This window comes from Acidovorax sp. M2(2025) (genome assembly GCF_049330835.1).
Lineage (GTDB): Bacteria > Pseudomonadota > Gammaproteobacteria > Burkholderiales > Burkholderiaceae_C > Acidovorax.
The window spans coordinates 4,084,123-4,105,678 of sequence record NZ_CP186262.1 but is presented as its reverse complement, the minus strand read 5'-3'; the positions used below and the strand labels follow the sequence as shown (position 1 = coordinate 4,105,678).

Genomic DNA, 21,556 nt, shown 5'->3' with positions numbered 1-21,556 from the left:
AGGCAGGCCAGGTCACCGTGATGGACCCGCTGGCCCCATCCCCTTCCCCCGATCCCCGGCTGCTGGCCTGCCTGGCCTTGGTGGCGCGTGAGCAGGCCTCGGACCTGTTTCTGCTGGCGGGTGCTGCACCCACCATCAAGCGGCAAGGGGCCTTTGTTCCCATCGCGCCGCAGGTCCTGGCGGCCGACGATGTGCGGCAGATGGCCTATTCCATTCTGCGTGAGGCCCAGCGCAAGGAGTTTGAGGCCACCCTGGAGTGCGACCTCTCGCTGCAGACCACGGAGGGTGAGCGCTTTCGCGTGAACGTGCACAGGCAGCGGGGGCAGGTCGGCATGGTGATCCGCCACGTGATCGCCCGGATCCCGACGCTGCAAGAACTGGGGTTGCCGCCCGTGCTCCAGCGGCTGGCGTCCCTCAAAGGGGGGCTGGTCTTGACGGTGGGCTCCGCAGGCTCGGGCAAGACCACCACGCTGGCCGCACTGCTGGACCATCGCAACACGCACACCAGCGGGCACATTCTCACGGTGGAAGACCCTATCGAGTATTTGCACACGCACAAGAAATCGCTGGTGACGCAGCGCGAGGTGGGGCTCGATACCCTGTCGTATGACGAAGCGCTGCGCCGGGCCATGCGCGAGGCGCCCAACGTGATCATGATCGGCGAGATCCGCGACCGCGCCACCATGCAGCATGCGCTGCACTATGCGGAGTCCGGCCACCTGTGCGTGTCCACCCTGCACGCCAACAATGCCAACCAGGCAGTGCAGCGGATCGTGAATTTTTTTCCCGAGGACGCCCACCGCCAGCTACTCATGGACCTGTCCCTCAACCTGCAGGCGGTGGTGGCGCAGCGCCTGGTGCGGGGCCTGGCGGGCCGCCTGGTCCCCGCGACCGAGATCATGCTGCTCACGCCGTATGTGTCCGAACTGATCCAGAAGGGCCAGATCGACGAGCTCAAGACCGCCATCACCCGCAGTGGCGAGCAGGGCATGTGGAGTTTTGACCAATCCCTGCTGGGCATGGTGGAGGCGGGCGCGATATCGCCCGAGGAAGCCATTGCCAACGCCGACAACCGCACCGACGTGCGCCTGCGCCTGCGGCTGGCTGCGGGGGCGTCGCTGGGCGGCGATGGCATGCAGATGACGCCGGAAGAACCCCCGCCAGGCGATCCGCCACCGCCGGGGCATCGCTGACCTCCCCAGGTCCGGGCTTTGGCCGCGGGGTTCTACCCCAGGCACTGCGCGGTATCAGCCTGCGGCCGTCTTGACCACCGCATAGCGCTCCAGCGTACGCTGCCGTGCGGCATCGTGCTCCACCACGGGCAGGGGGTAGGTGTCGCCCAGGCGTACCCCGGCTTCCTCCAGCTCCAGGGGCCGTGCCAGCCAGGGGGCATGCAGGGCCTTGGCCGGGAGTGCCGCCAGCTGGGGCAGGTACCGGCGGATGAACTTGCCCTCCGGGTCGAACTTTTCGCTCTGGCTCACCGGGTTGAAGATGCGGAAGTACGGCTGCGCGTCGCATCCGCTGGAGCTGGCCCATTGCCAGCCGCCGTTGTTGGCGGCCAGGTCGAAATCGTTGAGCTGCCGGGCAAAGTAAGCCTCGCCCCAGCGCCAGTCCACCCCCAGGTCTTTCACCAGGAAGCTTGCGGTCACCATGCGCAGGCGGTTGTGCATGTAGCCCGTCTGGTTGAGCTGGGCCATGGCCGCATCCACCAGCGGGTAGCCGGTGCGCCCCTCGCACCAGGCGGCAAACAGGGCCTCGGCCTGCGGGCCGGATTCCCACCGGATCGCGTCGTACGCGGGCTTGAAACTGCGGCCCACCACATGCGGGTGGTGGTGCAGGATCTGGAAGTAGAAGTCCCGCCAGATCAGCTCGTTCAGCCACACGGCGGCACCGGCGCTGCCCTCCTGCATGCGCTGGTGGGCAGTGCGGGCCAGAAGGCGTGGGGAGATGGTGCCGAAACGCAGGTGCACGCTCAGGTAGCTGGGGCCTTTGACGGCCGGGAAGTCGCGGGTCTGCCCGTAGCGGTCGATGCGGCCCAGGAAGTCGTCGAAGAGCTGCCGCGCCCCCCGGGCGCCGCCGGGCAGCCGCGCCGCGGACCCGTCCCCGGCCTGGAAACCCAGCGCCGCCAGCGAGGGCACCGGTTGGCGGCAGTCCGCTGGCCGGGGCGCCAGGCGGTGGGCATGGCGCTGCACCGGGTAGGCGCTGAGCTGGAAGGCGTCGATCCGCTTCAGCCAAGCGTTCTTGTAGGGCGTGAACACGCTGTAGGGCTGGCCTGCCTGGGTGAGCACCTCGCTGCGCTCGAGCACCGTATGGTCCTTGAAGGTATGGAACGCCCGCCCCGCGGCCGCCAGGCGGGTGCGCACCCGGCGGTCCCGCTCCAGCGCCTGGGGCTCGTCGTCGTGGTTGGCAAACACGGCGTGCGCGCCCACCGCCTGCGCCAGCGCGGGAATGGCTTCGCTGGCCGTTGCGTGCAGCACGATCAGCCCGCCGTGCGGGTGGCCGCACAGCGCCGCCAGCGCGCCGTGAAGCTCCTCCACCGCCTCGCGCAGGAAGGCCACCCGCCGGTCGGCGCGGGGCAGCGGGTCGAGGATTTCGCGGTCGAACACAAAGGCACAGTGCACCTGTTCGCACTGGGCCAGGGCCCGGTACAGCGCGGCCTGGTCGTCGGCACGCAGATCGCGGCGGAACCAGACGAGGCCGCAGGGGTAGGAAGGCTCGGAGGGGGGCGCCATGTTCACCGTTAAAATTGCCACATGTCTTTTGATTCTGCGCCCATCAACCTGACGCATCATTTCCTGATCGCGATGCCCGGTCTGGAAGATGCGTCTTTTGCGCGCAGTGTGGTCTACCTGTGCGAGCACAGTGAACGCGGTGCGCTGGGGCTCATCATCAACAAGCCCTCCGACATCACCCTCAAGAGCCTGTTCGACAAGGTGGACCTGTCCTTGCGGCGCGAGGACCTGAGCCGCGAGCCCGTGTTCCAGGGCGGGCCGGTGCAGACCGAGCGCGGATTCGTGCTCCACGAGCCGATCCTGGTGGACAAGGCCGAGGCCGACGAGCCCGTGTACGCCTCCACCATGACCATTCCGGGCGGGCTGGAGATGACCACGTCCAAGGACGTGCTCGAAGCCCTTTCCACCGGCGCCGGGCCGCGCCGCGTGCTGATCACGCTGGGCTACTCGTCGTGGGGCGAGGGCCAGCTGGAGTCCGAGCTGGCCGAGAACGCCTGGCTCACCGTGGCGGCCGACCTGTCCGTGATCTTCGACACCCCCGTGCCCGAGCGCTACGACCGGGCCCTGTCGCTGCTGGGCCTGCAGGCCTGGATGCTGTCGCCCGAGGCGGGGCACGCATGACCGGCTTGTCGCCCGCTCAGCCGACCCCGCAGCCCGCCGTTCCCGCGCATTTCCAGACCTTTCTTGCTTTTGACTTTGGCCAGAAGCGCACGGGCGTGGCCACGGGCAACCGCATGCTCAAGAGCGCCACGCCGCAGCGCACCATCCAGGCCGAGGGCGACGCCCGCTTTGCCCAGGTGGCCGAGCGCATCAAGGAATGGCAGCCCGACGCCCTGGTGATCGGCGTGCCCTACCACCCCGACGGCGCGAGCCACGAGAACACCGCACGCGCCCTCAAGTTCGGGCGCCAGCTGCGCGGCCGCTTTGGCTTGCAGGTGTTTGAAGTGGACGAACGCTACAGCACCACCGAAGCCCTCGCGGGAGGCGCCAAGGATGCGGATGCTGCGTCGGCCTGCATCATCCTGGAACAGTTTTTGAGGAATCTTCCATGAGCCAACCTTCCCATCCGGCATCCAGCGTGGGGGCGCTGGCCCTCGACGCCGAGGCGCTGTACCGCGAACTGCTGCGCGGCGTGCGCAGCATGCGCACCCCCACCACGCGCCTGGCCGGCATTGCCTCCGGCGGCGCCTGGCTGGCCGAGCGCCTGCAGAAAGACCTGGGCCTGGACGGGCCCGCGGGCGTGCTGTCTTCGGTGATGCACCGCGACGACTTTGCCCAGCGCGGCCTGTCGGCCAGCGCGCAGACCGCGCTGCCCTTTGACGTGAACGGCGCCGACGTGCTGGTGCTGGACGACGTGCTCTACACCGGCCGCACCATCCGCGCCGTGCTCAACGAGCTGTTCGACTACGGCCGCCCCGCCAGCGTGCGCCTGGCCGTGCTGGTGGACCGGGGCGGGCGCGAGCTGCCCGTGCAGGCCGACTTCGCGGCGGCGCGCGTGGCCCTGCCGGCGGCGCAGTCGCTGGCGCTGGCGCGCGACGACAGCGGCAACTTCCAATTCCAAGTCAAAGAGGCCTGACCGTGCTGCACAAGCGCAACCCCCAACTCAACCAGAACGGCGAGCTGATCCACCTGCTGTCCATCGAAGGGCTGCCGCGCGACATCGTCACGCACATCCTGGACACGGCCGCCAACTTCGTGAGCGTGAACGACCGCGAGGTGAAGAAGGTGCCCCTCTTGCGCGGCAAGAGCGTGTTCAACCTGTTCTTCGAGAACAGCACGCGCACGCGCACCACGTTCGAGATCGCGGCCAAGCGCCTGTCGGCCGACGTGATCAACCTGGACATCGCGCGCAGCTCGGCCAGCAAGGGCGAGTCGCTGCTGGACACCATCGCCAACCTGAGCGCGATGGCGGCCGACCTCTTCGTGGTGCGGCACAGCGAATCCGGCGCGCCGTACCTGATCGCGCAGCACGTGGCGCCCCATGTGCACGTGATCAATGCGGGCGACGGCCGGCATGCCCACCCCACGCAGGGGCTGCTGGACATGTACACCATCCGCCACTACAAGAAGGACTTTTCCAACCTCACCGTGGCCATCGTGGGCGACGTGCTGCACTCGCGCGTGGCGCGCTCGGACATCCACGGCCTGACCACGCTGGGCTGCGCCGAGGTGCGCGTGGTGGGCCCGCGCACGCTGGTGCCGGGCGACATGGCGCAGATGGGGGTGCGCGTGTGCCACACGCTCGAAGAGGGTATCAAGGACGCGGACGTGGTCATCATGCTGCGCCTGCAGAACGAGCGCATGAGCGGCGCGCTGCTGCCGTCCAGCCAGGAATATTTCAAGAGCTTCGGCCTCACGCAGGAAAAGCTGCAGCTGGCCAAGCCCGACGCCATCGTGATGCACCCCGGCCCCATCAACCGCGGCGTGGAGATCGACTCCGCCGTGGTCGATGGCAAGCAGAGCGTGATCCTGCCGCAGGTGACCTTCGGGATCGCGGTGCGCATGGCGGTGATGTCCATCGTTGCCGGTAACGAAGCGTGACCCCCCTGAGCCGCTTCGCGTCTTCCCCCCAAGGGGGACGCCACCGGTGGCCCGGCGAAGCCGGTTCCACGGTGGCACTCGCATGGGGGCTGCGGCGGTGCGAGCGGCGGTTGAAATGTTGAGTGGTGTGTTTGCTCTGTTTTTGATAGCTGCTAGCGCTTATCCAGTAAGCACTGGCGGCCAATTTGGCTTGAAATCATGAAAATCCTGATCCAGAACGGCCGCGTCATCGACCCCGCCTCGGGCTTCGATCAGACCTGCGACATCGCCATCGCTGCGGGCCGCATCGTCGGCGTGAACCGTGTGCCGCCCGACTTTGCGCCCACGCGCACCGTCGATGCCGCGGGCTGCATCGTGCTGCCCGGCCTGGTGGACCTGGCCGCGCGGCTGCGCGAGCCGGGCCACGAGCACGAAGGCATGCTCGAATCCGAGATGGCGGCGGCTGTGGCCGGCGGCGTGACCAGCCTGGTCTGCCCGCCCGACACCGACCCGGTGCTGGACGAGCCGGGGCTGGTGGAGATGCTCAAGTTCCGCGCCGAGAAGCTGCACCAGTCGCGCCTGTTCCCGCTGGGCGCGCTCACCCGCGGGCTGGAAGGCGAGGTGCTGACCGAGATGGCCGAGCTGACCGAGTCCGGCTGCGTGGGCTTCAGCCAGGCCGACGTGCCGCTGGCCAGCACCCAGGTGCTGCAGCGCGCGCTGCAGTACGCCGCCACCTTCGGCTACACCGTGTGGCTGCGCCCGCAGGAGATGCACCTGGGCAAGGGCGTGGCGGCCAGCGGCCCGCTGGCCACGCGCCTGGGTCTGTCGGGCGTGCCCGTGGCGGCCGAGACCATTGCGCTGCACACCATCTTCGAGCTGCTCAAGACCACGGGCGCCCGCGTGCACCTGTGCCGCCTGTCCAGCGCGGCGGGCGTGGAGCTGGTGCGCCGCGCCAAGGCCGAGGGCCTGAAGGTCACGGCCGACGTGAGCATCAACTCGCTGCACCTCACCGACGTGGACATCGGCTTCTTTGACAGCCGCGCCCGCCTGTCGCCCCCGCTGCGCCAGCAGCGCGACCGCGACGCGCTGAACGCCGCCCTGGCCGACGGCACGCTGGACGCGCTGGTCTCCGACCACACCCCGGTGGACGAAGACGCCAAGACCCTGCCCTTCGCCGAGGCCGAGCCCGGCGCCACGGGGCTGGAGCTGCTGCTGTCGCTGGCGCTCAAGTGGTCGCAGGACAGCGGCGTGCCGCTGGCGCGCGCGCTGGCCACCGTCACCAGCGAGCCGGCCCGCGTGCTGGGCGGCGCCCTGGGCACGCTGCAGGCCAGCGTGGGCCAGATCGTGGAAGGCGGCGTGGGCGACCTGTGCATCTTCGACCCGCAGGCCGCCTGGACCGTGCAGGCCGACGCGCTGCGCAGCCAGGGCAAGCACACGCCGTTCTCGGGCTACGAACTGCCGGGCCGCGTGCGCATGACGCTGGTGGGTGGCCAGATCGCTTTCGACCAAGGTTGAACCAGCGTCCGCGCTGCATGCCAGGTCTGCCGTGATGCGATCCCTGCGCGCCTGCTGGCGCCTGCTGCGCATGCTGGGCCATATCGCCAAGGGGCTGTGGATCGTGGCGCTGCGCTTTCCCGCGCTCGCGCCCGACCAGCAGCATGCGCATGTGCAGGCCTGGTCGCTGCAGCTGCTGGCGCATGCGGGCATCCACCTGCGCATCCTCGGCACGCCGCCCGTGGCCGGGCCGGTGATGCTGGTGGCCAACCACATCTCGTGGCTCGACATTCCGGTCATGCACGCGGCGCGGCACTGCCGCTTTGTCTCCAAGTCCGACGTGCAGGGCTGGCCCCTCATCGGCACGCTGGCCACGGCGGCGGGCACGCTATACATCGAGCGCGCCTCGCGCCGCGATGCGCTGCGCATGGTGCGCACCATGCAGGAGGCCCTGCAGCGTGGCGAGGTGCTGGCCGTGTTCCCCGAAGGCACCACGGGCGACGGCCGCGCCATGCTGCCCTTTCACGCCAACCTGCTGCAGGCCGCCGTGCTCGCCCAGGCCCCGGTGCAGCCCGTGGGTCTGCGCTTTGCCGACCAGACCACGGGCGCCACCAGCTTTGCGCCCAGCTACATCGGCGACGAGACGCTGGTCGGCTCCATCTGGCGCACGCTGAGCGCGCCCCCGATTGAGGCCGTGGTGCACTACGGCACGCCCGAGCAGGCCGACGGCCGCGACCGCCGCGCCTGGACCCAGCACCTGCACGACACGGTGGACCGGCTGCGCCAGGCCTGAGAACCGTCGCCGTGATGGCGTGGCCGAAAGCGTGCATATTCCACGCTTTCGGGCGCCGCGTGCGGCGCTCCGCGTGGCAAATCCGGCCACTGCGCGTATCGTCCCGGGCTTCGGCCTGGCGGGGCGTATGGATGCGCCGGCGGGCCTCTTTTCGGAATCCGCACCCCGCCTCCGTCCGTTCACGCGGAACCTGCCGAAGCGCTGCTGCGCAAGGCTTCGACAGGCTCCGCCCGAACGGGCGGCAAGGGCTTTTCCGTGCGGACCCACACCCATTGGCCGGAGGACCCATGAACCTGATCGAGCGCGTGCAGCGCATTCTTTTGCAACCCAAGGACACCTGGCGCGACATCGAGGCGGAGCCCACGGACGCCCGCACGCTGTTCACCCGGTACGCCATGGTGCTGGCGGCCATCCCGGCGGTCTGCGGCTTCATCGGCATGTCGCTGATCGGCCTGGGCGGCTTAGGCATCACCGTCCGCGTGCCCTTCGTGGCAGGCCTGGTGAACATGGTGGTGTCTTACGTGATGAGCCTGGCCGGCCTGTTTGTGCTGGGGCTGATCATCGACGCGCTGGCCCCCACGTTCGGCGGGCAGAAGAACCCGCAGCAGGCGATGAAGGTGGCGGTGTACGCCAGCACCGCGGCGCTGCTGGGCGGCGTGTTCAGCCTGCTGCCGGCGCTGGCCATGCTTGGCCTGCTGGCCGCGCTGTACTCCATCTACCTGCTTTACACCGGTCTGCCCGTGCTGATGAAAAGTGCGCCCGCCAAGTCGGTGGCCTACACCGTGGTGGTCATCATTGCCGCCCTCGTGGTGGGCGTGGTCATCGGCGCGGTGAGCACGCTGGTGCTGCCCGGCACGGGCGCGCTGATGGGCAGCGGTGCGGCCGTCAGCGTGAACACCCCGGGCGGCAAGGTGTCGGTGGACACGGCGGGGCTGGAAGCCGCGGGCAAGCGGATGGAAGAGGCCGCGCGCAAGATGGAGTCCGCCCAGAAGAGCCAGGACCCGGCCGCCATCGCTGCAGCCACCGGCGAGGCCGCCCAGGCCGCGGCAGGCGCGCTGGGGGCCGGCGGCGGGGTGATTGCCGCCCAGTCGCTCAAGGCGGCCCTGCCCGACAAGCTGGGCGGGCTGCCCCGCACCGGCCTGGAGGTGCAGGACGGCGCCGCGCTGGGCCTGCCCACCAGCCAGGCCAGTGCGCAGTACGGCAGCGACGACAAGCAGGTGCGCCTGGAGATCGTGGACCTCGGCGGCCTGGGCCAGATGGCGGCGCTGGCCATGGGCATGGCCCAGGGCGAGAAGGAAGACACGACCAGCGCCGAGAAGACCTGGCAAGAGGGCGGCCGCACGCTGCACCAGCGCTATGAAAAGGACGGCAGCCACGCCGAGTTCAAGACGGTGCTGAAGAACGGCCTGGTGGTGAGCGTCGAGGCCGACCAGCTGGCCGTGAAGGACCTGCGGGGCTTTCTCTCGCAGGTGGACCTGAACGCCCTGGAAGGCCTGCAGCGCAAGGGCGGCAAGTCCTGACGGGGGGGCGCCCCCCGCAGCGCTTCCGGTGCGTCGCAGAGTGCGGCCGAATGCTTCAAAAATAATAGCTGCTCGCGCTTTCTGAATAAGCGCTGGCGGCCGATTCTTCTAAAAACAGAGCTACTGCGCGCGGGGGAACGTCACCACGTGGTCCACCTGCGCGCGGATGCCGATCCATTCGCCCAGGGCGTGGTCGTGGTGGCTGGGCACATGGGCCAGCACCGTGTGGCCGTCGGCCAGGCGCAGGGTGTACAGGAACTCCGACCCACGAAACGACTTGCGCACGATCTGCGCCTGCACGGCGGCATGGTCGTCGTGCACGATGTCGTCGGCGCGCAGCAGCACATCGCATTCCCCGCCGGGGTAGCTGCCGGGCAGGGGGCATTCCTGCAGGTCGGTCAGCTCGCCCAGCGGCGTCTGGGCCACCACATGGGTGCCCTGCTGCACCAGCGTGGCGGGGGCAAACACGCCATGGCCGATGAAGTCGGCGACGAAGCGCGTGGCGGGGCGGTGGTACAGGGTGTACGCGTCGTCCCACTGGTGCAGCTGGCCCTCGTGCATCACGCCGATCACGTCGCCAATGGCAAAGGCCTCGAACTGGTCGTGCGTGACGAACAGGGCCGTGGCGCCCGCGGCCTTGAGGATGCCGCGCACCTCGTGCGCCAGGCGCTCGCGCAGGTCCACGTCCAGGTTGGAAAACGGCTCGTCCAGCAGCATGAGCTGCGGCCGCGGCGCGAGCGCCCGGGCCAGCGCCACGCGCTGCTGCTGCCCGCCCGACAGCTCGTGCGGATAGCGCTGCTCGCTGCCCTCCAGTCCCACCAGGCGCAGCACCTCGGCCACGCGCGCGGCCTGCTCGGCCCGGGGCAGCTGGTGGATGCCAAACGCCACGTTGCGGCCCACCGAGAGGTGCGGGAACAGCGCGTAGTCCTGGAACACCATGCCGATGCGCCGCAGCTCGGGCGGCACGTTCAGCGTGGCGCTGCCCACCACGCTTCGGGTCAGGCGGATCTCGCCGGCGGTCACCGGCTCCAGCCCCGCCACCGCGCGCAGCAGCGTGGTCTTGCCGCAGCCGGACGGGCCGATCAGCACGCCGATGTCGCCGGCACGCAGGCCCAGGGTGACGCCCTGCACGGCGGCCTGCGCGCGGCCGCGGTAGCGCACTTCGAGTTGGGAGACCTCAAGAAACATGCACGGATTCTAGGCGGCGTACGTAAATGCTTAAAATTCGCATTTGCATCCTGCGCGTTGCCCGGCGCCTTTGCCGGGCCGGTGTGCGTTCCGTTACCTACCGCTTTGCCCCCTCTGCCTTGCGCCGCACGCCCTTCGCCCTTCGCACCCTTCCCCTGATCCTGTTCGCAGGCTTTCTGGCGCTGCCCGTGCTGGCGGTGCTGGCCGCATGGCTGCCCTTGGGGCCGGACGGCGCGCAGGCCGGCGCCATCCTGCGCGAGATGGCGGCCACCGTGCTGCCCGGCTACGTGGCCACCACGCTGTGGCTGAGCGTGCTGGTGGCCCTGGGTGCGGCCGTGGTGGGCACGGGGGCTGCCGCCACCGTCACGCTGTTCGACTTTCCGGGCCGCCGCACGTTCGAGTGGCTGCTGCTGCTGCCGCTGGCCATGCCGGCCTATGTCACCGCGTATGCCTACACCGACTTCCTGCAGTTCAGCGGCCCGCTGCAGGTGGGCCTGCGCAACGCCTTCGGGCTGGAGGGCCGCCTGCTGCCCGAAGTGCGCAGCCTGGGCGGCGCGGTGTGGGTGTTCATCTTTTCGCTGTACCCGTACGTGTACCTGCTGGCGCGCACGGCGCTGGGCGAGCGGGCCGCGCACCTGATGGAGGCCGCCCGGCTGCTGGGCGCGCCGCTGCCGCGCCGCATCGCCGTGGTGGCCCTGCCGCTGGCGCGCCCCGCCGTGGCGGCCGGCGTGGCGCTGGTGCTGATGGAGACGCTGGCCGACTTTGGCGTGTCCAGCTACTTCGGCATCCAGACCTTCACCACGGGCATCTACAAGGCCTGGCTGTCCATGGACAACCGACTGGCCGCCGCCCAGCTGGCCACCATGCTGCTGGTGCTGGTGCTGCTGCTGCTGCACCTGGAGCACCGGGCCCAGCGGCGCATGCGGTTTGCCGCCGGGGGCGGGCGCGCCGGCTCGGCCGAAGCGCAGCCGCTGGCGCTGCGGGGCGCGCGCCGCTGGCTGGCCTGGGGCGTGTGCGCCGTGCCGGTGGTCATGGGGTTTGCCGCGCCGGTGGCGTTCATGCTGCGCCCGCTGGCGGCCGACTGGTCGGTCCTGCCCTGGGAGCGCTTCATGGAATGGGCCTGGCACAGCGTGCGCCTGGGCGGCATCACCGCGGCCCTGGCCGTGGCGGCCGCCCTGGCGCTGGCCTTCGGCGTGCGGCGCCACCCCGACGCGGTGACGCGCGGCGTGGTGCAGCTGGCCAGCGTGGGGTATGCGGTGCCGGGCGCCGTCATCGTGGTGGGCCTGCTGCTGCCGGTGGGCTGGCTGCAGGCCGTGGCGCCGCAGTGGGGCGTGGGCGGGCTGGTCACGGCCACGGCCTTCGGCATCGTGTGGGCCTACTTGGTGCGGTTCTGCGCGGTGGCCCTGCAGTCGGTGCAAAGCGGCTATGCGCGCATCCCCCCCAGCCTGGACGATTCGGCGCGCATGCTGGGCGTGGGCAGCGCCGGACTGCTGGCGCGCGTGCACTGGCCGCTGCTCCAGCGGTCCGCGGCCGCCGCGGCGCTGCTGGTGTTTGTGGACGTGATGAAGGAGCTGCCCGCCACCATGGTGCTGCGCCCCTTCAACAGCGACACGCTGGCCGTGGTGGCCTACCAGCTCGCGCGCGACGAGCGCCTGGGCGAGGCCGCGCTGCCCTCGCTGGCGCTGGTGGCCGTGGGGCTGGTGCCGGTGATCCTGCTCAGCCGCACCTTGCGCAGCAGGGGCTGAGGAAGGGCCTGCTGCGCCAGGCAAAACCTCGCAACAGCACCCGCTATGGCTGCGTTGTGCGCCTTGCAGCCCATCCCGAGCCGCGGCGCACACGGACCGCTAGACCCGTGCAGAACATCCCCAGCCTGCGCCAGCCGATCACCACGCCGGTCAGGCTCAGCGCCGCGCCGCCCAGGCTCAGACCGATGAGCACGATGTCCCACAGCGGCCGGCGCTCCAGCAGCGGCTGCCAGTCCCAGCTGTGCAGCATGGCAAACAGCCAGCGGCTGGCGCGGCGGTGCCGGTCCGTGCGGCCCAGCAGGGCGCCGGTGTGGGGGTCGATGTGGACCCAGGTGGCGTGCGGGTCGTCGAACACCACGCGCAGCACGGGCAGCGGTTTGTCGGCGCCGCCCGACATGGTGTGCGGCGCACGGTCGTAGTAGTGCAGGTCATACGCCTGCAGCGTCTCCGTGCGGGCCACCGGGTAGGTCAGCAGCCGCGCTGCGGCCTGCAGCAGCGCGCCGTCGCCCCAGGCGTGGGACTGGGCGGTGGCCGCTTCCAGCACCTGGGGGGCGCCTGCCGGGCCGCGGGCCAGCACCAGGGTGTGGCCGGCGGTGCGCGTCCACTGCAGCTCGCGGGTGTTGGGCGAGGCCGTGGCCAGCAGGGCCTGCACCGTGGCCGGCTGCGGCGGCAGCGCCAGGGCGCCTTGGTGCATGGCCTGCAGGCGCAGCGGCGGGGCCCCGCCGTCCAGCACCTTCCAGGGGTTCATCGACATCAGGCCGCTGAAGATCCAGGTGGTGGTGGTCAGCGCAAACAGCAGGCCCAGCACATGGTGCCAGCGCATCACGCCCCCGCGGTACGGGCTGCGCGAGCCGCTCTTGTAGCGCCCCGCGAAGCGCCACCGCAGCACGCCCACCACCGTGCCCGCCAGCGCCGCGGCGATGCCGGCAAGGGACAGCCAGTTCACCACATCGGCCCAGTAGGCGTCGAACAGCCCACCCCGCAGCGGGTACAGCCAGTGCAGCCACGCCCCGGCGTAATTCCACGCGCGCTCGGTGCGGGAGGCATCGCGCACCACCTCGCCCGTGGTGCCCGAGACGTACACCACCGTGCCGTCGCGGTCCCCCAGCGCCAGCCGGTGCAGCGGCCGGTGCGCGTCCAGCGCGCGCGAGTGGGTGAAGGCGTCTTCGCCGACCACGTCCAGGTACGCCACGCCCGCGCCGCCGCCCGGCGCAAAGGCCTGGGCCGACGCGACGGCATGGGCGCGGTCCACGCGGCGCAGCACTTCGCCGGTATTCGCGTCGATGACGGTGGCGGCGCGGCCTCTGCGTTTGCGGGGCGCACCGGCTTCGTCCGGCGTGGCGGGCGTGGCCAGGTAGACGGCCCGGCCGCCGCTGGCCTGGGCCAGGCGCAGGTCCTGCAGCGGGCCGCCCAGCCCGGCGCGTGCCAGGGCCTGCGCGGGCTCCAGCCCCACTGCGGCCGGGCGCAGGGGCGGCAGGTGGGCCAGGCGCTCGGCCGGCGTGAGCTTGGGATAGCCCACGTACATCATCACCACCCCCGAGACAAACCACAGGGCAAAGAAGGCGCACAGCAGCACGCCCAGCCAGCGGTGGAGGAGGAAGAGCCAACGTTTGGCGTGTTGCATGGCGTGCTCCTTCGCGGCCTCAGAACGCCATCTGCAGCGTGACGTCCAGCGTGCGCGGCGCGCCCAGGTAGAGCTGGCCGCTGCGCGCATCGGCCGCATAGAGGCGGTCCGTGGCGTTGCGGATGCGCCCGGTGAGCGTGGCGCTGCGCGTGGCCTTCCAGGCCAGCCCCAGGTCGAGCAGCGTGTAGCCCGGCCGGTGCAGGGTGTTGGCCGCGTCGGCATACACCTTGCCGACATAGCGCGTGCCCGCACTGGCGGTCACGGCGGGCGTGATGGCGTACGACAGCCACAGGTTGGCCACGGTCTGCGGCGTGGAGGTGGGCACCTTGCCCGCCAGCGAGACGCCGCTCTGCACGAAGTTCTCGTACCGCGCGCGGGTGTGCATGAGGTTGCCCTGCACCTGCCAGCGCGCGGTGGGCCGCAGGCCCGCCGCCAGCTCCACGCCGCGCGAGGACTGCTCGCCCACCAGAATCGTCACGCCGGGGTTGTTCGGGTCTTGCGAGGCGATGTTGCGCCGGCGGATGTCGAACACCGCCAGCGTGGCCGTGCCCTTGCCGTCCCAGAAGTCGAGCTTGCTGCCCACCTCGACCTGGCGGCCCGTGGTCAGCTCGCTGTTGTTGCGCACGTCGCCAAACGTGGCCGTGGACAGCGAGCCCGACGGCGGGTCGGCCGCCGTGGAAAGCTGGGCGTACAGGTTGGCGCCCGGCACCACGTCCCACACCACGCCCAGCCGGCCGGTGGTGGGGCGGTAGCCGCGGCTGAAGCCGGCCGGGTTGGCGGCCGTGACCTCGCGGCGGTTCACCAGGTCCAGGGCGATGCGTTCGTGCCGCAGCGCGGTGACCAGGTTCACGTCCGGGCGCAGGGCCGTGCGGTTTTCCAGGTACAGCGCGGTGGTGGTCACCTTGTTGTCCCGGTCGGGCCGGAAGCCCGGCGCCATGCCGGGAATGTCGAAGAAGTTCTCGGGCGTGAACTGGTACGGATCGACCGTGCTCACCGTCAGGCCCAGACTGTTCGGAAAGCGCGTCTGCCGGTTCACGCTCACATCCACGCCAAAGGCCCAGTCGCTGCGCCGGCCCGCCAGCGTGCCCTGGTAGGTGCCCTCCACCCGGTCGCCCACCACCGTGTGGTCGTGGCGCTGCAGCAGCACGCCGCTGCGGGCCACCGCGGTGTTGCCGGCGTTGAAGCGGTACGTCTCCACGTTGCGGTAGTCGCGCAGCGCGTCGTACACGTAGAAGGTGTTGCGCCACTGCAGCGCGTCCGAGGCCCGCCACTGCGCCACCGACCGCAGCCACTGCACGTGCTGGGCGTACAGGCCGTCGGCGCTGTTGTAGTTCTGAAAGCGCGTGCGTTCGTCCACGCGCAGCAGGCCGGCCGCCGGGTTGAGCACGGGCGTGCCCCAGTAGGGGCGGTCCACGTGCTCGTGCTGGTATTCATAGGCCAGCGTGTGCGTGAGGCCGCCGCCCAGGTCGGACAGCAGCGAGGCGGCCAGCTGCGTGGCCTGCGTGCGCGTGCCCACGGTCCAGCTGCCGGCGTCGCGGTGGTTCAGGTCCAGCCGCACGAAGTGCGCGTTGCCCGGCGCATCCGCCGCGCCCGCGATGCGCCGGTTCAGGCCCACGGAGGCTTCCTTCAGGTCGTAGGAGCCCAGGCGCAGGCGCGCCTCGGTGAAGTCGCTGCGCTCGGCGGTCTTGGTGATGTAGTTCAGCGAGCCGCCCACGCCGCCCGAGCCGTACAGAAAGCTCGACGCGCCGCCGATGGCCTCCACCCGGTCGTAGATCCAGCTGTCCACCGCGCGGGAGGCGATGACGTAGTGGACGGTGATGCCGTTGTAGAGCTGCGTGACCGAGCCGCCGCCAAAGCCCCGGTAGCTGGTGCCGATGGAGCCCGGCGCGTTGTGCGCGGTGACGCCGGGCACGGACTGCAGGATCTCCTGCGTGTCCTGCGCCCCGCGCGCCTCGATGGTGGCGCGGTCCACCACGGTGACGGAGGCCGGCGTCTCGCGCGGCGTCAGGCCCAGGCGGCTGCCGGTCTCGGCCGGGGTGTCCAGGTTGAGTTTGCCGTTGGGGCTGGGCGCGGGCTCCACCACGTCGACGGTGTGCAGCACCGGGTCGCCGGCGCCGCCCGCGCCCGGCTGGGCATGGCCCGGCGGCGCGGCCAGCAGGCCGGCGAAGGCGGCCAGCAGGCTGGCGTACAGGGGAGGCCGCGGAAACCGTGGAAAGGCAGACGGGCACGCCGGGGCGGCGCAAGCTGGCGCGGCCGCGCCAGCGCGGCAAGAGAAGACAGGAGACATGTTGGCAACGCTCGTGAAAGCAACGGCGCCGCCACCGCGCCCCGATGGGCGGCGGCGGCAGCAGGCCCGCTGCGGAACCGACAAGGAAAAGAAGGCGCAGCACCCGCCCACCAGGTCCGGGTGCCGCGCAAGGCGTCAGTTCAAGAGCGTGCCGGCGGCCCGCGCGCGGGCAGCGGCGCGGCCGTGGCGGCCGCAAGGCGGGCCGCCTCCACGGGCTGCAGCGCGTGGGCCAGCGGCTGGGGTGGTGCCAGCGGCAGCGCTGGCACCGGCGGGGGCGCGCTGGCCGTGGAGCACAGCGGGCAGTCCATGCCCATGGCCCCCATTTCCACCGTGCCGTCGTCGGTCTGCACCAGCAGCTTGATGGTGCCGGCCCCCGAGCAGATGACCTCGATGGACTGGGGGTGCACGAGCGGTGACGCGACGGCCACCCCCAACGACGCCACGAACCACGCCAGCACCCACAGGCGCAGGGCAGAGAAGGTTCGTCGGGCGGCGGTCATGGGGCGCGATGATACTGCGCCCCGGTGCGCGTGCGCCGCCTGGGGTAAGTAGCGGTTGCTCTGAAAATGATAGCTGCTTGCGCTTGGTACACAAGCGCTGGAGGCCAATTTTGCTTGAAGCAGCCTGGGCCGCGGCATGCGTCATGGGTGGGCCTCTTGGGGCGAGGGGCGCGCGCAGGGCGCCGCGGCGGGCCCTGCGACACGGAAACGCAGGCCGGGCGAAGCTGGCTCTGCGCTGATCTGCCATCCGTGCGCCACCGCAATTTCCTGGCAGATGGACAGCCCCAGCCCCGCCCCCTTGTCGCGCCGGTGCGCAGCACGCCAGAACCGCTCGAACAGGCGGGGCAGGTGTTCCGCGTCCACCCCCGGCCCGCCATCGCGCACGCAAAAGCAGTGGCGCTGCACCTCCACCGCGACCGTGGAGCCCGGCGGGGCATGCTGGATCGCGTTCTCCAGCAGGTTCTTGAGCAAGGTGAACAACGCGCTGCGGTCGGCGTTCCATTCCACGCCCCCGGTACCGTGGTCCTCCAGCACCAGGCGCACGTCCGCCGCTTCGGCCATGCGCTGCAGCCAGGCCAGGGCGTCGCGCGCGACCTGGGCGATGCCTGTCGGGGCGAAGCGGTAGTTGCGGGCTTCGCTGGCCTCGGCGAGCATCAGCAGTTGCTGAACCTGGCGCGTCATGTATTCGACGTCCTCGAGCAGCGAGGACGCGTCGCCCGGGCCGTCCAGCTCGATCTGCGCGCGGATCAGTGCCAGCGGGGTCTTGAGTTCGTGCGCGGCGTGGCCGAGAAACTCCTGCTGCATCCGGTAGCCCTGTTCCAGCCGTTCCAGGGCCCGGTTGAAGCTCTCGACCAGGGGCGCGATTTCCGCCGGCACGCCCTCGGTCTGGAGCCGCGCATGGAGAGAGCGGGGGGAAATGGCGGCGGCGGACTCCGACACCGCCCTGAGCGGCGCGAGCGTGTAGCGCAGCGTGAAGTACGCGCACAGCCCGAACGTGACCAGCAGCACCAGGCTGAACACGCCGGCGCCGGCCACGGGCAGCGCGACGCGGCGCAGCAGTTTCATCAGGCGCGCGTGGGCGGCAACCTGCAGGTACCAGACGCGCTCGCCCCGCTGGATCGGCTCGGTGGCGCCCAGGACGGCCTGCCCGCCCTGGTCGAACTCGAAGCGCCCGCGGGACAGGCGCAGCGCTTCGCCGCTGGCGGGCCAGAAGCTTGCGCCCGCCGGCGAGAGCAGCGCGACCTTGCCCGCATCGTCCAGCACGCGGTAGGCCGCTTGCGCGCGCAGGCTCTCGAACACCCAGGCCAGCTGGTCCTCGCCGGGGTCCAGCGCGGCAGGGCGGCCTTCGGCGTCGAAACGGACCATGGCGGCCATGTCCTCGGCGGTATCCCTGAGGTCGATGCGTGGCAGCACGTTGCCCTGCAGCAGCCCCATGGCCGCCAGAAACAGCAGGCCGATGCTGAGCGCCATGCCCGCCAGATACGCCAGCGCGACCTTGGCGCCCAGGCTATTGAAGCGCTTCATCGCCGCTGCCGCACCGCAGTGCATAGCCCAGGCCACGGACGTTGACGATCCGCTGGCGCGACCCCATGGCCGAGAGCTTGCGGCGCAGGCGGTGCAGGGCCACGTCCAGCGCGTTGGGGGTGACGGCGTCCCCCAGGCCCCAGGCTGCGGCCTCCAGCGCGGTGCGGCGCACGACCTCCTCGTGCCTGCGCAGCAGCAACTGCATGATCTGCACCTCCGCGGGCGCCAGGATCACGCGCTCGCGGCCGCAGCGCAGCAGGTTGCCGCCGGCCGACAGCGTGAGGTCGCCCCCGCTCGTGTCCAGCCCCTGGAACTCCACCGGCCGCCGCAGCAAGGCGCGCACGCGCGCCACCATCTCATCCATGGCGAACGGCTTGGGCAGGTAGTCGTCGGCGCCGGCCTCCAGCCCCTCCACCCGGTCGTGCAGGGCGTCCCGCGCGGTCAGAACGAGGCAGGGGGTGCGCACTCCGGCCTGGCGCATCCTTTGCAGCAGGAAGATGCCGTCGCCATCGGGCAGGCCGCGGTCGAGCACGAGGGCCTGGTAGGGCATCTGCTGCAGGGCGGCCCAGGCCCCGCCCATGTGGCCGCACACGTCCACGCCCACGCCGGCGGCCATCAGGCCCTTGCGGATCAGCCGGGCCAGCCGTTCGTGGTCTTCCACCAGCAGGACGCGGCTCATCAGAAGCGGTACTGGTAGCCCAGCATCACACGGTTCTCGGCCGAGCGGCCGACGACAGGGCTGTTGCGAATCGCCGGGCCGAGGGACTTCGCACCGGCCTGCAGCACCAGCGATTGCTGCCGGTCCCAGCGGTAGACGGCCGCGAGGCTGGCGACCAGGTTCACGGCGGACGGGCCCGCATACGCCGGCCGTCCCGGCGCGGCCTCGTTGTCCAGCACGCCGTAGTAGTAGTTCACGTAGTTCTCGTCCACCCACTCGACTCCTGCATGGGGTACCAGCGTCACGTTGGGGCCCAGGTTCCAGCGGCGCTCCAGGCCCAGGGACACCCGCCGCCCCTTGCTGCGGCCGGACGCATCCGCAAGCAGTTCGAGCTGGACGTCCGCGAAACCATTGTCCCATTTCACCGTGGGACCGATCCACGCGCCGGACTTGCGCTCGGCCATGCCCGCCAGCGCAGGCGAATCGCTGCTCTCGTAGCCCCCTTCGCTGAAAAGCCGCGCCCGCAGCCCGAAATGCAGGCGGCTCGATGCGCTCAAGACCAGGCTGGGCAGCTTCAGGTCCACGTTGGGGCTGGACAGCCGGACGTACCGGTTCTCGTACGACAGCAGGGGCAGGGCGATGGCCTTGCGTCCCATCCCGCGATAGGGCTTCTGGACACTGCCCACCGCCAGGCCCAGGGCCCACGCTGCGTCGGCTTCGCCCGGGCCAGGCTTCTCGTGCGGCGCCTGGGCCCGGGCCGCGCCCGAGCCGGCCAGCAGCAGGGCCGCGGACCAGGCGGAGGCAGCCTTCCACACGAGGGCGGGCACCGTGCGGGTGATGGTGGGACGGGGCAGGGCGATGGACATGGGCGTGGCCGTATCGGTGTGAACAGGCCGCCATGGTCCCGCCCCGTCCATTACCCAACACTTACTCGGCGCGCACCGCTGCCCAGCGGCGGGCGTAAGTGTGCGGAAAGCCCCGTGCGCGGACAGTCGGGGCGTTTGCTGCCCGGAGGATGGAGGCGCGCCTGGCCTGCCTGCGGGGCTGCGCCTTTGCTCCCGCTGTCCATGAACACGACCACCAACTTCCTTGAGCTTGCGGGGGCCGGCCTTGCGGCGGGCCTGATCGCGATGAGCTTTTCGCCGGCCTGGACGGACGCGGCGCACCGGCCGGCGGGCGCCCGTACGGCGGGCTCCTTCCCTTCCGCCGTCCCTGCCGTCCAGCCGGACGGTGCGCGGTGCCCCGCCACCGCAGGGGGTGGCCGGGGCGCAGGCGCGCGGAGGGACGCAGCGGCCGCCACCAGCAGACCCGGCATGCCAACGGCCGCTGCGCTCGCAATCCCTTCCACGCCGGAGGGCCTGGTGCGATCCGCCGTGCCGGGCGCCACCTGTCCGCCGGCGGCACCTGGACGGCGGCCTGCCCGTCGCGCGACCCCTGGGAGATCGTAGACAGGCGCTGAGAGGCGTGCGGATCAGGCCTGCGTGTACGCCGTCTTCACCGTGGTGTAGAACTCCGCCGCATAGCGGCCCTGCTCCCGCGGCCCGTAGCTGCTGCCCTTGCGGCCGCCGAAGGGCACGTGGTAGTCCACGCCCGCCGTGGGCAGGTTCACCATCACCATGCCGGCCTGGGCGTGGCGCTTGAAGTGCGTGGCGTGCTTGAGGCTGGTGGTGGCAATGCCGCTGGCCAGGCCGAAGGGCGTGTCGTTGGCCAGGGCCAGGGCCTCTTCGTAGTTCTTGGCGCGCAGCACGCTGACCACCGGGCCGAAGATCTCCTCGCGGTTGATGCGCATGCCGGGCGTGGTCTCGGTGAAGAGGGCGGGGCGCAGGTAGTAGCCGGGCGCGCCGTCAGCGTTCTTCTCCAGCGCTTCGCCGCCATGGGCCAGCTTGGCGCCTTCCTGCTGGCCGATGCCGATGTATTCCAGGTCTTGTGCGAGCTGGCGGTCGTCCACCACAGGGCCGATGTCGGTGCCGGCCTTGCGGGCGTCATCCACCTTCAGCGTTTTCATTTTTTCGACCATGGCGGCCACGAAGCGGTCGTGGATGCCTTCGGTCACGATCACGCGGCTGCTGGCGGTGCAGCGCTGGCCGGTGGAGAAGAAGCCGCTGTTGATGGCGGCGCCCACGGCCACGTTCAGGTCGGCGTCGTCCAGCACCACGAACGGGTTCTTGCCGCCCATCTCCAGCTGCACCTTGGCGCCGCGCGGCACACAGGCGGCGGCCACGCGCTGGCCGGTGCCGACCGAGCCTGTAAAGCTCACGCCCGCAATGCGCTCGTCCTCCAGCAGCACCTGGCCGACTTCGGAGCCGCGGCCCATCACCAGGTTGAGCACGCCGGCAGGCAGGCCCGCGCGGTGCAGGATGTCGGCCAGCGCCCAGGCGGAGCCGGGCACCAGCTCGGCGGGCTTGAACACCACGCAGTTGCCATAGGCCAGGGCCGGGGCGATCTTCCAGGCCGGGATGGCGATGGGGAAGTTCCACGGGGTGATGAGCCCGATCACGCCCAGGGGCTCGCGCGTGATCTCGATGCCCACGCCGGGGCGCACGGACGGGATCAGCTCGCCGCCGGGGCGCAGCGCCTCGCCCGCGAAGAACTTGAAGATGGCGGCGGCGCGGCCCACTTCGCCAATCGCTTCGGGGAGCGTCTTGCCTTCCTCGCGCGCCAGCAGGTCGCCCAGCTCGGCCTTGCGGGCGATGATCTCGTTGCCCGCTGCGTCCAGGATGTCAAAGCGCTGCTGGGGCGTGGACACGCTCCAGGCCGGGAAGGCTGCGTGGGCTGCTGCCACGGCGTCCAGCGCCTGCTCGCGGCTGGCCACGGCGTAGTCGCCGATCACGTCGCGCGTGTCCGAAGGGTTGGTGTTGCGGTAGGTGCGGACGCCTTCGGTCCAGGTGCCGCCGATCAGGTTGTGCTTCATCATCAGGGTTCCGTTCAACAGACTAAAAATGGGTAGGGTGCGCGCCGGGCGCGGCGCGGC

Annotated in this window: 18 protein-coding genes; 9 read left to right on the top strand and 9 right to left on the bottom strand. The window is 70.9% G+C overall.

Annotation, left to right across the window (positions count from 1 at the left end):
* The first annotated feature begins 20 nt into the window (after positions 1 to 20).
* Positions 21 to 1,193 (top strand): PilT/PilU family type 4a pilus ATPase, encoded by a 1,173-nt coding sequence (locus ACOYR3_RS18905; protein ID WP_422846620.1) that lies wholly within the window; start codon positions 21 to 23, stop codon positions 1,191 to 1,193.
* 54 nt (positions 1,194 to 1,247) lie between these two features.
* Here the strand turns inward: ACOYR3_RS18905 and ACOYR3_RS18900 are convergent, their stop codons facing one another.
* Positions 1,248 to 2,732 (bottom strand): cryptochrome/photolyase family protein, encoded by a 1,485-nt coding sequence (locus ACOYR3_RS18900; protein WP_422843849.1) that lies wholly within the window; start codon positions 2,730 to 2,732, stop codon positions 1,248 to 1,250.
* Positions 2,733 to 2,753: 21 nt separating this feature from the next.
* Between ACOYR3_RS18900 and ACOYR3_RS18895 the strand changes: the two genes are divergently transcribed.
* The 7 genes from ACOYR3_RS18895 (at position 2,754) to ACOYR3_RS18865 (ending at position 9,059) form a co-directional block, all read left to right on the top strand.
* A complete protein-coding gene (locus ACOYR3_RS18895; protein WP_422843848.1) occupies positions 2,754 to 3,353 on the top strand; it encodes a YqgE/AlgH family protein in 600 nt (199 codons plus the stop codon).
* Positions 3,350 to 3,784: a Holliday junction resolvase RuvX gene (gene ruvX / locus ACOYR3_RS18890; RefSeq protein WP_422843847.1), complete on the top strand. Its 435-nt coding sequence runs from the start codon at positions 3,350 to 3,352 to the stop codon at positions 3,782 to 3,784. Before ACOYR3_RS18895 ends, ruvX begins: the two co-directional genes overlap by 4 nt.
* Entirely contained in the window at positions 3,781 to 4,308 is a 528-nt protein-coding gene (gene pyrR / locus ACOYR3_RS18885) for a bifunctional pyr operon transcriptional regulator/uracil phosphoribosyltransferase PyrR (RefSeq protein WP_422843846.1), read from the top strand. The genes ruvX and pyrR overlap by 4 nt, the downstream gene beginning before the upstream one ends.
* A gap of 2 nt (positions 4,309 to 4,310) precedes the next feature.
* Entirely contained in the window at positions 4,311 to 5,273 is a 963-nt protein-coding gene (locus ACOYR3_RS18880) for an aspartate carbamoyltransferase catalytic subunit (protein ID WP_291489621.1), read from the top strand.
* A 198-nt stretch (positions 5,274 to 5,471) separates the two neighbouring features.
* Positions 5,472 to 6,767 carry a dihydroorotase gene (locus tag ACOYR3_RS18875; protein WP_422843845.1) on the top strand — a complete coding sequence of 432 codons (1,296 nt, stop codon included), beginning with the start codon at positions 5,472 to 5,474 and terminating at the stop codon, positions 6,765 to 6,767.
* 34 nt (positions 6,768 to 6,801) lie between these two features.
* Complete coding sequence (locus ACOYR3_RS18870) at positions 6,802 to 7,539, top strand: lysophospholipid acyltransferase family protein (protein ID WP_422843844.1); 738 nt, start codon at positions 6,802 to 6,804, stop codon at positions 7,537 to 7,539.
* A gap of 287 nt (positions 7,540 to 7,826) precedes the next feature.
* Complete coding sequence (locus tag ACOYR3_RS18865; RefSeq protein WP_422843843.1) at positions 7,827 to 9,059, top strand: Yip1 family protein; 1,233 nt, start codon at positions 7,827 to 7,829, stop codon at positions 9,057 to 9,059.
* Between the two features lie 120 nt (positions 9,060 to 9,179).
* Here ACOYR3_RS18865 and ACOYR3_RS18860 read toward each other — a convergent pair whose 3' ends face one another.
* Positions 9,180 to 10,247, bottom strand: coding sequence for an ABC transporter ATP-binding protein (locus ACOYR3_RS18860; protein ID WP_422843842.1), 1,068 nt, complete (start codon positions 10,245 to 10,247; stop codon positions 9,180 to 9,182).
* A 119-nt stretch (positions 10,248 to 10,366) separates the two neighbouring features.
* On the opposite strand from ACOYR3_RS18860, the gene ACOYR3_RS18855 reads away from it, so the two are divergent.
* Entirely contained in the window at positions 10,367 to 11,992 is a 1,626-nt protein-coding gene (locus tag ACOYR3_RS18855; RefSeq protein ID WP_422846619.1) for an ABC transporter permease, read from the top strand.
* Between the two features lie 43 nt (positions 11,993 to 12,035).
* Here ACOYR3_RS18855 and ACOYR3_RS18850 read toward each other — a convergent pair whose 3' ends face one another.
* The 7 genes from ACOYR3_RS18850 to ACOYR3_RS18820 form a co-directional block, all read right to left on the bottom strand.
* Positions 12,036 to 13,616 carry a PepSY domain-containing protein gene (locus ACOYR3_RS18850; RefSeq protein WP_422843841.1) on the bottom strand — a complete coding sequence of 527 codons (1,581 nt, stop codon included), beginning with the start codon at positions 13,614 to 13,616 and terminating at the stop codon, positions 12,036 to 12,038.
* Positions 13,617 to 13,635: 19 nt separating this feature from the next.
* Positions 13,636 to 15,903 (bottom strand): TonB-dependent receptor, encoded by a 2,268-nt coding sequence (locus tag ACOYR3_RS18845; protein WP_422843840.1) that lies wholly within the window; start codon positions 15,901 to 15,903, stop codon positions 13,636 to 13,638.
* 140 nt (positions 15,904 to 16,043) lie between these two features.
* Positions 16,044 to 16,403 (bottom strand): DUF2946 family protein, encoded by a 360-nt coding sequence (locus ACOYR3_RS18840; protein ID WP_422843839.1) that lies wholly within the window; start codon positions 16,401 to 16,403, stop codon positions 16,044 to 16,046.
* Between the two features lie 141 nt (positions 16,404 to 16,544).
* On the bottom strand, positions 16,545 to 17,927 hold the full coding sequence (locus tag ACOYR3_RS18835) for a HAMP domain-containing sensor histidine kinase (protein ID WP_422843838.1): 1,383 nt from the start codon (positions 17,925 to 17,927) through the stop codon (positions 16,545 to 16,547).
* The gene (locus ACOYR3_RS18830; RefSeq protein WP_422843837.1) at positions 17,911 to 18,606 is read right to left on the bottom strand and encodes a response regulator transcription factor; all 696 of its coding nucleotides are present in this window, start codon (positions 18,604 to 18,606) and stop codon (positions 17,911 to 17,913) included. Before ACOYR3_RS18830 ends, ACOYR3_RS18835 begins: the two co-directional genes overlap by 17 nt.
* Positions 18,606 to 19,451 carry a MipA/OmpV family protein gene (locus ACOYR3_RS18825; protein ID WP_422843836.1) on the bottom strand — a complete coding sequence of 282 codons (846 nt, stop codon included), beginning with the start codon at positions 19,449 to 19,451 and terminating at the stop codon, positions 18,606 to 18,608. The genes ACOYR3_RS18830 and ACOYR3_RS18825 overlap by 1 nt, the downstream gene beginning before the upstream one ends.
* Before the next feature lie 605 nt (positions 19,452 to 20,056).
* Positions 20,057 to 21,496, bottom strand: coding sequence for an aldehyde dehydrogenase family protein (locus tag ACOYR3_RS18820; protein ID WP_422843835.1), 1,440 nt, complete (start codon positions 21,494 to 21,496; stop codon positions 20,057 to 20,059).
* Between the last annotated feature and the right edge of the window lie 60 nt (positions 21,497 to 21,556).

What these genes read in the sequence shown, in the direction of transcription:
- ACOYR3_RS18905 (WP_422846620.1), top strand. Translation starts at nt 21, where the DNA reads ATGGACCCGCTGGCCCCATCCCCTTCCCCCGATCCCCGGCTGCTGGCC.
- ACOYR3_RS18900 (WP_422843849.1), bottom strand. Translation starts at nt 2,732, where the DNA reads ATGGCGCCCCCCTCCGAGCCTTCCTACCCCTGCGGCCTCGTCTGGTTC.
- ACOYR3_RS18895 (WP_422843848.1), top strand. Translation starts at nt 2,754, where the DNA reads ATGTCTTTTGATTCTGCGCCCATCAACCTGACGCATCATTTCCTGATC.
- ruvX (WP_422843847.1), top strand. Translation starts at nt 3,350, where the DNA reads ATGACCGGCTTGTCGCCCGCTCAGCCGACCCCGCAGCCCGCCGTTCCC.
- pyrR (WP_422843846.1), top strand. Translation starts at nt 3,781, where the DNA reads ATGAGCCAACCTTCCCATCCGGCATCCAGCGTGGGGGCGCTGGCCCTC.
- ACOYR3_RS18875 (WP_422843845.1), top strand. Translation starts at nt 5,472, where the DNA reads ATGAAAATCCTGATCCAGAACGGCCGCGTCATCGACCCCGCCTCGGGC.
- ACOYR3_RS18870 (WP_422843844.1), top strand. Translation starts at nt 6,802, where the DNA reads ATGCGATCCCTGCGCGCCTGCTGGCGCCTGCTGCGCATGCTGGGCCAT.
- ACOYR3_RS18865 (WP_422843843.1), top strand. Translation starts at nt 7,827, where the DNA reads ATGAACCTGATCGAGCGCGTGCAGCGCATTCTTTTGCAACCCAAGGAC.
- ACOYR3_RS18860 (WP_422843842.1), bottom strand. Translation starts at nt 10,247, where the DNA reads ATGTTTCTTGAGGTCTCCCAACTCGAAGTGCGCTACCGCGGCCGCGCG.
- ACOYR3_RS18850 (WP_422843841.1), bottom strand. Translation starts at nt 13,616, where the DNA reads ATGCAACACGCCAAACGTTGGCTCTTCCTCCTCCACCGCTGGCTGGGC.
- ACOYR3_RS18845 (WP_422843840.1), bottom strand. Translation starts at nt 15,903, where the DNA reads ATGTCTCCTGTCTTCTCTTGCCGCGCTGGCGCGGCCGCGCCAGCTTGC.
- ACOYR3_RS18840 (WP_422843839.1), bottom strand. Translation starts at nt 16,403, where the DNA reads ATGACCGCCGCCCGACGAACCTTCTCTGCCCTGCGCCTGTGGGTGCTG.
- ACOYR3_RS18835 (WP_422843838.1), bottom strand. Translation starts at nt 17,927, where the DNA reads ATGAAGCGCTTCAATAGCCTGGGCGCCAAGGTCGCGCTGGCGTATCTG.
- ACOYR3_RS18830 (WP_422843837.1), bottom strand. Translation starts at nt 18,606, where the DNA reads ATGAGCCGCGTCCTGCTGGTGGAAGACCACGAACGGCTGGCCCGGCTG.
- ACOYR3_RS18825 (WP_422843836.1), bottom strand. Translation starts at nt 19,451, where the DNA reads ATGTCCATCGCCCTGCCCCGTCCCACCATCACCCGCACGGTGCCCGCC.
- ACOYR3_RS18820 (WP_422843835.1), bottom strand. Translation starts at nt 21,496, where the DNA reads ATGAAGCACAACCTGATCGGCGGCACCTGGACCGAAGGCGTCCGCACC.